The sequence below is a fragment of the Pseudomonas sp. genome (assembly GCF_049590575.1).
Lineage (GTDB): Bacteria > Pseudomonadota > Gammaproteobacteria > Pseudomonadales > Pseudomonadaceae > Aquipseudomonas.
On sequence record NZ_JBAWDE010000063.1, the window covers coordinates 1 to 11,129 of the forward strand.

The window sequence follows — 11,129 nt, forward strand, 5'->3', positions numbered from 1 at the left end:
ACCCTGGTCCTCACCGACCGCGTCGGCGGCCTGGGCACCATCGGCACCCACACCGATTGCCCGGTGATCTACCAACCCATGAGTGGTGGCGACGCCTTGGAACCGGCACTGAACCGCTTTCACTACACCGAACAGGTGCGCACCGCCATGCAGGTGCAGCGCGACTACACCTTCACCCACCCGCGCTACAACCAGCAGCACACCGCCACCGGCGATCAAGACCTGAACAACCAGCACAAAGATTATGAACGCTACGACTATCCCGGTCGCTACAAACGCGATATCGCCGGCAAGCCTTTTACCAAAACGCGTCTGACTGCCCTGCGCAATGACGCCAAGCTGGCCCACCTGGAAGGCGACGATGAGCGCCTGCAACCGGGGCTGGCCTTCGACCTCAACGACCATCCGCGCGAGGACTTCAATGACCGCTGGCGCACCATCGCCATCAGGCACGAAGGCAAGCAACACACCAGCTTGCAGGAAGAATCGTTTGGTAGCGGCCTCGGCACCTCTTACACGTTGAAAGCCAGTGCCATCCGCTGGACCTCCGATTGGAAAGCCCCGCTGCGTCCCAAACCCTGCATCGACGGCCCGCAGATCGCCACGGTAGTCGGCCCGCCCGGTGAGGAGATTTATTGCGATGAATGGGGCCGGGTCAAGGTGCAGTTCCCATGGGATCGCTCGGACAAAAACAACGACCAGAGTTCGTGCTGGATCCGTGTAGCTCAAGGCTGGGCCGGCGCGACCTGGGGCGCCATGGCCGTGCCACGGGTGAATCAGGAACTAATCATAAGCTTTTTGGATGGAGATCCTGACCAGCCGATCGCCACGGGGCGGACCTACCGGCAAACCAATCTGCCGCCCTACGAGCTGCCCAAACACAAGACGCGGATGACCATCAAGAGCCGCACCCATAAGGGTTCGGGCTTCAATGAGCTGCGGTTTGAGGACGAGTTGGGGCACCAGGAGGTGTTTATCCATGCCGAAAAAGACAAGAACGTTCATATCAAACACAACAACAAAATCTTCGTAGGCAATGATCGTCACGACGAGGTGGTGAGCAACGAAAACTTAACAGTGGGAGAAGACCGAACACGCAACGTTGGCGGCAATGAACGGATATCTATCAAGGGCGACCGTAGCGAAAGCGTGCTTGCAACGTCTACGGAAACAGTGGCACTGGCCAAGACCGTGAGTGTCGGCGGCTTGCTTAACGTTACGGTCGGACTGGGCTCCACCGAACAAGTCGCCTTGGACAAACAGGTGCAGGTGGGTCAGCAACTGCACATCACAGCCACCGATGACATTTCGGTCACCAGCCGTCGTGGTCAAGTCCATATAGACAGCAGTACTTCGTTAATCCTCAGTTGCGGCGGAGCCTTCATCAAACTGGCCAACGGACGCGTCGAAATAGGCAGTCCCGAGCCGATGCTTATCCATGCCGTTGTCGAAACCAAAGCCCCCGCGCGTTTCGGTATCCCGCCGCCGCCCACTGCCGGTGAGATTGAGTTTCGCCTGGTTCACCCCGATGGCGCCCCAATGGCAGGTAACGCGTTTACCGCTCTCTTGTCCGATGGAACCCAACGCAATGGAGTCGTCGATCAAGACGGCTACGCACGTTTGTCCGGTGTCACACCGGGATGCAGCGCGCAAGTGCAATACCACTGTTCTGGCGCGAAGCCACAGGTGAGCGCTTGCGATGAAATCGATGCGGATCTAAAGCGACTGCTCACACAGGATAAACCACCTGGAGGCCAGTCATGAGTTCGGTCAGAAACTGGCTGGACGAAGCGATAGAGCAAGTAGCCAGTGGATATGGCTGGTTGCGGGAATTAATCCTCGGTGAATTCGCCGAGGAACGCCCGCTAAGCGTAGTCATCGCAGATATGCTGCTGTCCTTCGTGCCTGGGGTGGTCATCGTCCTGAGCGCTCGTGATTTGACCGCTGTTTCCTTGCGTCTGGGGAAACGCTACAACCAAGAAGAAACCGGGACACGCCCCCAGCCACCCGAGTGGCAGGAATGGGTATTGCTGATCGCCTGCCTTATCACCCTGATCGCGCCCATCATCGGCGCCGCCATCGGTGCGGCGGGAACGCCCATTGGCGCAGCCGCGGGGGCATTGGTGGGGCAAGAAGCTTCGGCATTCCTCCGCGCTCTGTGCTTGCTGCTTATTCGTGAAAGCCAGGTAGTACTCAAGACCGTCGTACAGTTCCTTGGCAAGTTTACTCGAGGAAATGTTGAGTTGTGGCTCAAGCAGGTCAAGTTCACGTCCTATGAGGCGCAGTTGTTGACTCAGCTGAATCAGTTCTTGGTCAAGCTCGTAGCCGTAATCCGCAAATTGCATGGCTATCTTGACCGATGGCCATTCAACCAAGCCGCACAATTGCTGGCGCGATTGAAGGCCATGGAAGCCCAGTTCTACGCAGTGCAAACCCATGCCGTTGCACAAATCCCGCAGGCCCTGGCCCAACTGGACGCAAAGCTCGCCAAGGCGCTGGAACAGGCCAGCGACTTACCCAAGCAGGTCGCCACTGCCGGGGTACGCGCAGAAAAACCTGTGCCCATGGTTATGAGCGGTGGCAAGGTCACCTCAGGGATTGGCATGCGCCCACGCTATCTGGAACGTCCGGCAGGGAATACGGGGACACCCGTGCCAATATTCCCAACGCCCTTATCCTATGGCCCGAATGTGCATTCGTTCGACCCCAAGACAGCCACTCGGGCGCAGAAGGGTATTTACGGCGAAGTTATCAGCGACCAATACATGCTCGGCAAAGGTCACGAAAATTTGCTGTCAAGCGCGCGTGGGCCGCGCAGCATGGATATGAAGCCTACCGGACGTGGGCTGGATGGTGTTTACAAGAATGCCAACCCGCCGCCGCCGTATATTATTACCGAGACTAAATACAGCACGGGCGGAGTGTTCTCGGCGAATAACCTGCCGAAAACCAAGGGAAGCGCTCGATACCCTGGCGCGAAACAGATGAGTGATGAATGGATAGATCCAAGACTGAAAGACGTCGTTGACAAACAAACTCTTCATGACATTCGCCGTGAAGGTTATGAACGCTGGCTCTTGGTGGTAGATGAAGGTGGCAATATCGCCTCGATAACTCGACTTGACGAGAATGCGAAGGTGATAGGGGAAGTAGCTCGATAACTCTTAAAATGGCGCCAAAGATATGAAATTCGACCAAATAAAGCGTGAGCCCTTGATGCAGGAAAACCCGTATCGAGAAGCCATTGAGTTCACACAAAAGAATTACATCGACACATCGATAGAACAAATTATCGCTGAAAAGGAACGTGATCATACTCATGAAAAGCGACTTAGTTGGGCCTGGACAACGGAGGCACTTGAACTGCTGATCCAACGCTACTCCGGTGGCGAGCCCTTAGACGCATTAGTGCCCTACGCAGAACACGCTTTCGCCCAATTTGAACGCCACAAGCTCACCTACCCGGAATTCGCGTTAAAACCCTGGGAGCCGGATGCCTATCAATACATCCTCTGGCTACTGTCTCTGGCCGTACTGTTCAACATGCCTCGGCACATTGAGCAAATCGCCAGCTATATAAGTGCCGACCCGGAGGATGGGCAAGACGCGTTGCTTCGACGTTTATTCGAGCGAGTTGGCATCACGTTACCAGGCGATAAATTAATTCACGAACACCCCTACTCAGAACTTCTGAACGCGCTGAGCGCCTGTGGTGACGAACAGCAACAAGCCCTGCGTGCCTACCTGAAGCACTGGTATCGCGGCATGCGTGACTGCTACTGGCATGATCGCCACAAGCGCAACATAGAAGCATTTTTCGGTTACTGGGCCTTCGAAGCCGGTATGGTCACCCTGCTCTGGGAAGTTGACGACGCCCCCTATCGCGACCTGCCTTACTACCCCAGGGACCTGGTTGATGATGCTCGCGACCGCCAAGTCATGCGTAGCTTCCCCGAAGGTCAACGTATCGAAACCTACAGCGGCCTGCGCGCCAACTCCGGCGAGCCATGCCCCTGCACTGGCGTGTGGATCTGCGACGACTGGGCCGTCGGCCCGCAAACGTTCATGCAAGGTCTGACACTGCCCACCGACAACGGCCGAATGGTGACGTGGCGCTTGGTGAAAGGGATCTAAGCCTGTAAGGAGTACCGATGAGCTATTTCGACAGTGTGAAGCGCGACCCGTGGACAACCGAACAGGACTATCACGCCTCCACCGCAGCCAAGGAAGCTGAGTTCGCCAACCCGGACATCAACGCTTTGCTGACCGATCCCCTGCGCGATGCCCGCCATAACCTGGGGCTAAGCCGGGACCGGGCCTATATGGCCCTGGAACTGGCGATCCAACGGTACTCGGGAGGAGACCCCTTGGAAATGGTCGACACTTACGTCGACTATGCCTTCATCCAGTTCCAACGGCATTTTGATGCCTACCCGGCAACAGACGCGCTGTTACGGCCCTGGGTACGCGACGACTACCAGTACATCGTCTGGCTGCTGACATTAGCGGTTCTTCTCGGCTACCCGCAGCAGGTCGAACAGTTACCGTGCTGGATCAACCATGATGACGAACGCAGTCATGATGTCTTGCTTCACCGACTCTTTGATCGGGTCGGCCAAACGTATCCCGGCGAGACCTTGATTCACCCACAACCCTATAAACCCTTGCTGGAAGCCCTTGACCTTCGCCACGACGAACAACAGCAAGCACTTTTTCAGTACCTCAACGAATGGTATGACGGGTCACAGAACTGCTACTGGCATGGTCGTCATCACCGCCCAAGAGGAGACCACTTTGGCTACTGGGCCTTTGAGGCCGCGCTGGTGGTATTGCTGTGGAAAATTGACGACACCTCACTTCGCAATGCCTTCCACTATCCAAAGGCGCTGATCGACAACGCGCGAGATCGAAACCTCGGTGACGTCTACCCTGATGAGGAAACCCGGGCATGGCGTCGTCCCCCGATGTTCGCCTCTGGCGCCCTGTGCCCATGGCCGGGCCTGTATGTCTGTGTTGAACGTATGGTCGGTGAGCACCCGTTCATGCACGACATGCCCTTCCCCAAGATAGACGGCGAGGTCGTACACTGGAAGCTTTCAAACACCTTCGACTCATCGAGCCGCTAGCCTCGACATCCAGACATCTATCACCATCATAGGTGGAGTCAAAACGCCCTAACCCCTAGAATCGCGCCCACGCTACACGCCACGATTCCAGGAGCCAACCTCATGCTGATGGTGATTTCCCCCGCCAAAACCCTCGATTTCGAGTCCAAGCCGGCAACCCCGCGCTTCACCCAGCCGCAATACCTCGACCACTCCCAGGAGCTGATCGAGCAATTGCGCGAACTGAGCCCAGCGCAAATCAGCGAGTTGATGCACGTCTCCGACAAAATCGGCGGCCTCAATGCCGCCCGCTTCGGCAGCTGGACCCCCGCCTTCACCCAGGAAAACGCCAAGCAGGCCCTGCTGGCGTTCAAGGGCGACGTCTACACCGGCCTCAACGCCGAGACCTTCAGCGATGCCGACTTCAGCTACGCCCAGGACCACCTGCGCATGCTCTCGGGCCTCTACGGCCTGCTGCGCCCGCTGGACCTGATGATGCCGTACCGCCTGGAAATGGGCACCAAACTCGCCAACGCCCGTGGCAAGGACCTCTACGCCTTCTGGGGCACGCGTATCAGCGAGTGGTTGAATGAAGCCTTGGCCGAACAAGGCGACGACGTGTTGCTCAACCTGGCGTCCAACGAATACTTCTCGGCGGTCAAGCGCAACGCCCTGAACGCCCGGATCATCAATACCGAGTTCAAGGACCTGAAAAACGGCCAGTACAAGATCATCAGTTTCTACGCGAAAAAGGCTCGCGGCATGATGAGCCGCTTCGTGATCGAAGAACGCATCAACGATCCCGCCAAGCTCAAGCAGTTCGACGTGCAGGGTTACCGCTTCAATGCGGAGCAGTCCAAGCCGGATAACCTGGTGTTCTTGCGCGACCACGCACCAGAGTAACGCTCTGCACCGCGCTGACAGCTGCTGAAAATTAGAATGTGGGAGGGGGCTTGCCCCCGATGCGGAGGGTCAGCTGCAAATGAGCTGACTGACACACCGCTATCGGGCGCAACCCCCCTCCCACATTTTTTACGTCATTCCCGCCCAAAAATAGTCATTATTTTGGCGTCAAAAAATATTCCGACACCTCTCTAACATTTCTTTCACTCGACATTTCCAAAAAATTTTCGTAGTGGCACCACTTTTTTAAATCAGTGGTGGCACAAAACTATCTTTGCGCGCCAACTCCCCATAACTACTGGCCCAAATAGCAAGTGCTATCACCTTACTACTAGTGCCATCTTTTCTAATATTTCAAGAAATTTCCGGAAACAGGATGAGCGGCCAGGAACTTCACCTAAAAGCGCCGCTCATACCACCGGTAACGAAATTCTCTGTTTCTGTAAGAGATGACTTACATGGCGGACCCACGGAAGTAGCGAAGTTGTCACACTAACTTTGACTCAGTGGTCACAACACCAACCAATTAGTTAAGAGTGGCGATAAGGATGCATTGCTTCTCCCTATAAGGCCAAGGCTGAGCTTCCCCTAATGGGTCAGTGAGACAACCCAAGGCATTGATATTTAAAGGCTAGAAGCCTCTATCGAAGCCCTGCGGCACTGGCGCCAAGCCCTTCTCCCAGGAAGGCTGGCTGCATTTCAGGGCAAGCCCCAATAACAAGGCCACGTTGCGCACAACTTGAGTGCAATCGTTAGTCACTCGTTATTTAACATGCCTGTACGCGATAAGTCGGCGTCTATTCGCCCAACTTTCGTGGCATCAGTGACGCTTGCAAACATGAACTCCGGCCAATTATTGGCAAGGTTAACAACGTCTTCAGTGACAAGAGGTAAATGCGATGCGCATCAGCATATTTGGTTTGGGTTACGTTGGCGCAGTGTGTGCCGGTTGCCTGTCTGCCCGTGGCCACGAAGTGGTCGGCGTAGACATCTCCAAGGATAAGATCGACCTGATCAATGCCGGCAAATCGCCGATCGTTGAACCGGGTCTGGGCGAACTGTTGAGCCAGGGTATCGAAACTGGCCGGCTGCGCGGCACTACCAACTTCGCCGACGCCATCCGCGATACCGACCTGTCGATGATTTGCGTCGGCACGCCGAGCAAGAAGAACGGCGACCTGGAACTCGACTACATCGAAGCCGTGTGCCGCGAGATCGGTTTTGTCCTGCGTGACAAGACCACCCGGCACACCGTCGTTGTGCGCAGCACCGTATTGCCGGGCACGGTCGCAAACGTTGTCATCCCGATTCTCGAAGACTGCTCCGGCAAGAAAGCCGGCGTCGACTTCGGTGTGGCGGTCAACCCGGAATTCCTGCGTGAATCCACCGCCATCGCCGACTACGACCTGCCGCCGATGACCGTTATCGGTGAATTCGACAAAGCCTCCGGCGATGTCCTGCAGTCGCTGTACGAAGAACTCGACGCACCGATCATCCGCAAGGACATCGCCGTTGCCGAGATGATCAAGTACACCTGCAACGTGTGGCACGCCACCAAGGTCACCTTCGCCAACGAAATCGGCAACATCGCCAAGGCGGTCGGCGTCGACGGTCGTGAAGTGATGGAAGTGGTTTGCCAGGACAAGACCCTCAACCTGTCCCAGTACTACATGCGCCCAGGCTTCGCGTTCGGCGGCTCGTGCCTGCCTAAAGACGTGCGCGCCCTGACCTACCGCGCCGGCTCGCTGGACGTGGAAGCACCGCTGCTCAACTCGCTGATGCGCAGCAACGAGTCCCAGGTGCAGAACGCCTTCGACATCGTCTCCAGCCACGACAAGCGCAAAGTCGCGCTGCTGGGCCTGAGCTTCAAGGCCGGCACCGATGACCTGCGTGAAAGCCCGCTGGTAGAGCTGGCCGAAATGCTGATCGGCAAGGGCTACGACCTGAGCATCTACGACAGCAACGTCGAATACGCCCGTGTGCACGGCGCGAACAAGGACTACATCGAAGGGAAAATCCCGCACGTGTCGTCCCTGCTCAACTCGGACTTCGACGATGTGATCAACAACTCCGACGTGATCATCCTGGGTAACCGCGATGAGAAGTTCCGTGCCCTGGCGCAGAACGCACCGGAAGGCAAGCAAGTGGTCGACCTGGTGGGCTTCATGTCCAAGGCCACCAGTGCGACCGGTCGCACCGAAGGTATTTGCTGGTAACAGCAACGGCAAGTTCCAGGCTGCAGGCGTACCAATCCCCAGCGCTTGCAGCCTGGAACCTCCTTCACCTCCGGATGACGCTTATGTCCAAGTTAAAACATGTACTACTGCAATCCGCCGGCTGGCTGTTCTTTCTCAGCCTGCTGATGGGACTCGCCCTGCTGTTGCCGGCGAGTACATTCGACTCGGAGTCGAAGAATTTTATTTTCCTGATTGGCGCCGTGGGTATCTGGCGCTACTCGATGGGTGCTACGCATTTCTTTCGCGGCATGCTGTTCCTGTACGTGGTCTACCCACACCTGCGCCGCAAAGTGCGCAAGTTGGGCAAAGCCGCGGACCCGTCCCATGTGTTCCTGATGGTCACCAGCTTTCGTATCGATGCGCTGACCACCGCCCAGGTCTACAGCTCGGTGATTCGCGAAGCCATCGAATGTGGCTTCCCGACCACCGTGGTCTGCTCGCTGGTGGAAATGTCCGATGAGCTGCTGGTCAAGAGCCTGTGGGAACGCATGAACCCGCCGGAGCACGTCAAGCTCGACTTCGTGCGTATCGCCGGTACCGGCAAGCGCGACGGCCTGGCCTTCGGCTTCCGCGCCATCTCCCGCCACCTGCCGGATGACCGCGCCGTGGTTGCAGTGATCGATGGCGACACCGTGTTGGCCGAAGGCGTAGTGCGCAAGACCGTGCCGTGGTTCCAGCTGTTCGGCAATGTCGGCGGCCTGACTACCAACGAGTTCTGCGAAGTGCGCGGCGGCTACATCATGAGCGAATGGCACAAGCTGCGTTTCGCCCAACGCCACATCAACATGTGCTCGATGGCCCTGTCCAAGCGCGTACTGACCATGACCGGTCGTATGTCGGTGTTCCGCGCCAACGTCGTGACCGACCCGGGCTTTATCGCCGACGTGGAAAGCGACTCGCTGCAACACTGGCGCCTGGGCCGCTTCAAGTTCCTGACCGGTGACGACAAGTCGAGCTGGTTCAGCCTGATGCGTCTGGGCTACGACACCTTCTACGTGCCGGACGCCGCGATCCACACCGTGGAACACCCGCCGGAAAAGAGCTTTATCAAAGCCAGCCGCAAGCTGATGTTCCGCTGGTACGGCAACAACCTGCGCCAGAACTCCCGTGCCCTGGGCCTGGGCGTGCGTCGGTTGGGCCTGTTTACCAGCATCGTGTTGTTCGACCAGCGCGTATCGATGTGGACCTCCCTGCTCGGCCTGACCGTGGCGATTATCGCCACCTTCAAGTACGGCGGCGCGTTCATCCTCGCGTACCTGCTGTGGATCGGCATCACCCGCTTGATCCTGACGCTGCTGCTGTCGTGCTCCGGCCACAAGATCGGCCCGGCTTACCCAGTGATTCTGTATTACAACCAGATCATGGGCGCGCTGGTGAAAATCTACGTGTTCTTCCGTCTTGATCAACAGTCCTGGACTCGCCAGGACACCAAACTGACCCGCGATTTGGCCAGCTTTCAACGTTGGTTCAACACCTGGTCGTCTCGGACCATGACCTTCTCCGCCGGCAGCATTTTCGTCGCCGTGTTGCTGATGATGGTCTGACCCTGCCAAGCCTGAATTAACCAAGGAATTACACCGTCATGAACAGCCAAGTAAACGCCAACGTTGTCCACGAATCCGAAGCCCAGCGCCAACATGCCCGGGTCAAAATCCCGGCCAAGCTGCGCTTCTTCAACACCGACCGCAGCCAGACCGAAGCACGCGTGCTCGACCTGTCCGCCGGCGGCCTGGCGTTCACCGCCACCCAGCCGCTGACCGTAGGTGAAGTGCACAAGGGTCGCCTGCAATTCGTCATCGATAACCTCGGCCTGGCGATGGATGTAGAGCTGCAGATTCGCTCCTACGACCGCCAGACCGGCCGCACCGGTTGCCAGTTCCAGAACCTGGAACCACAGGATATTTCCACCCTGCGCCACCTGATCACCTCGCACTTGTCGGGTGACATCGTGACCATGGGTGATGTGCTGGCCACCCTGCAACGCGACAACTTCACCAAGGCGCGCAAGGTCAAGGACGGCGGCAGCAACATGAGCGCCTTCGGCCGCCTGCGCGCCGTGACGTTCAGCCTGGCGATCTTCCTGGTCGGCCTCGCTGCGTTCGGTTTTGTCTTCAAGTCGGTGTACGGCATGTACTTCGTCAGCCACGCCCAGGCCGGCCTGGTCAGCGTACCGGGCATGAACGTGACCATGCCGCGTGACGGCACCGTGCAAAGCCTTCTCAAGGGTGACGGGATCGCCGCCAAAGGCGCGCCACTGGCAACCTTCAGCACCAGCATGCTCGATGTACTCAAGGGCCACTTGGACGAAGACCAGCTGCAACCGGCCAAGGTCGAAGAGCTGTTCGGCAAGCAAATGACCGGCACCCTGACCTCGCCTTGCGATTGCGTGGTTGCCCAGCAAATGGTCGCCGACGGCCAATACGCCAACAAAGGCGACGTGATCTTCCAACTGGTACCACGCGGCAGCCTGGCCAACGTTGAAGCGCGCTTCACCTATCGCCAGTTCGCCGACGTTCGCCCAGGTACTCCGGTGAGCTTCCAGGTCGCCGATGAAGAACAGATCCGCACCGGCACCATCGTCAGCAGCACCAGCCTGAACAGTGCCGACCTGTCCTCCGACATCCGTGTGCAGATCAAGCCGGATGCGCCGCTGGACAGCACCTACGCAGGCCGCCCGGTGGAAGTCACCAGCGACCGTGGCCCATCGCTGAACTGGCTGATCGATAAAGCCATGGCTTCGGGTCTGTAAGCGAGGACATGCCTGTGATGACTCTCTCAAAAACATCGCAATCCCTGTGGGAGCGGGCTTGCTCGCGAAAGCAGTGTGTCAGCCAACACATGCATCAACTGACAGGGCCCCTTCGCGAGCAAGCCCGCTCCCACA

Annotated in this window: 8 protein-coding genes; all 8 read left to right on the plus strand. The window is 57.7% G+C overall.

All coding sequences use genetic code 11. The features are described from left to right. Positions 1-1,764: type VI secretion system tip protein TssI/VgrG (tssI, locus tag WBR57_RS04570; RefSeq protein WP_424082534.1), on the plus strand; the 1,764-nt coding region annotated here is incomplete at its 5' end. After that, positions 1,761-3,161, plus strand: coding sequence for a hypothetical protein (locus WBR57_RS04575; protein WP_424082536.1), 1,401 nt, complete (start codon positions 1,761-1,763; stop codon positions 3,159-3,161). The genes tssI and WBR57_RS04575, both read left to right, overlap by 4 nt. Positions 3,162-3,183: 22 nt before the next feature. Continuing rightward, positions 3,184-4,134 carry a PoNe immunity protein domain-containing protein gene (locus WBR57_RS04580; RefSeq protein WP_424082538.1) on the plus strand — a complete coding sequence of 317 codons (951 nt, stop codon included), beginning with the start codon at positions 3,184-3,186 and terminating at the stop codon, positions 4,132-4,134. A 17-nt stretch (positions 4,135-4,151) separates the two neighbouring features. Further along, the gene (locus tag WBR57_RS04585) at positions 4,152-5,126 is read left to right on the plus strand and encodes a PoNe immunity protein domain-containing protein (protein WP_424082540.1); all 975 of its coding nucleotides are present in this window, start codon (positions 4,152-4,154) and stop codon (positions 5,124-5,126) included. Positions 5,127-5,228: 102 nt separating this feature from the next. Further along, positions 5,229-6,008: a peroxide stress protein YaaA gene (gene yaaA / locus WBR57_RS04590; RefSeq protein ID WP_424082542.1), complete on the plus strand. Its 780-nt coding sequence runs from the start codon at positions 5,229-5,231 to the stop codon at positions 6,006-6,008. Between the two features lie 899 nt (positions 6,009-6,907). Next, positions 6,908-8,224 (plus strand): nucleotide sugar dehydrogenase, encoded by a 1,317-nt coding sequence (locus WBR57_RS04595; protein ID WP_424082544.1) that lies wholly within the window; start codon positions 6,908-6,910, stop codon positions 8,222-8,224. 83 nt (positions 8,225-8,307) lie between these two features. Further along, positions 8,308-9,789 (plus strand): mannuronan synthase, encoded by a 1,482-nt coding sequence (gene alg8 / locus WBR57_RS04600; protein ID WP_424082546.1) that lies wholly within the window; start codon positions 8,308-8,310, stop codon positions 9,787-9,789. Between the two features lie 38 nt (positions 9,790-9,827). Then, the gene (locus WBR57_RS04605; protein WP_424082548.1) at positions 9,828-10,994 is read left to right on the plus strand and encodes a PilZ domain-containing protein; all 1,167 of its coding nucleotides are present in this window, start codon (positions 9,828-9,830) and stop codon (positions 10,992-10,994) included. The last annotated feature ends 135 nt before the right edge of the window (positions 10,995-11,129 follow it).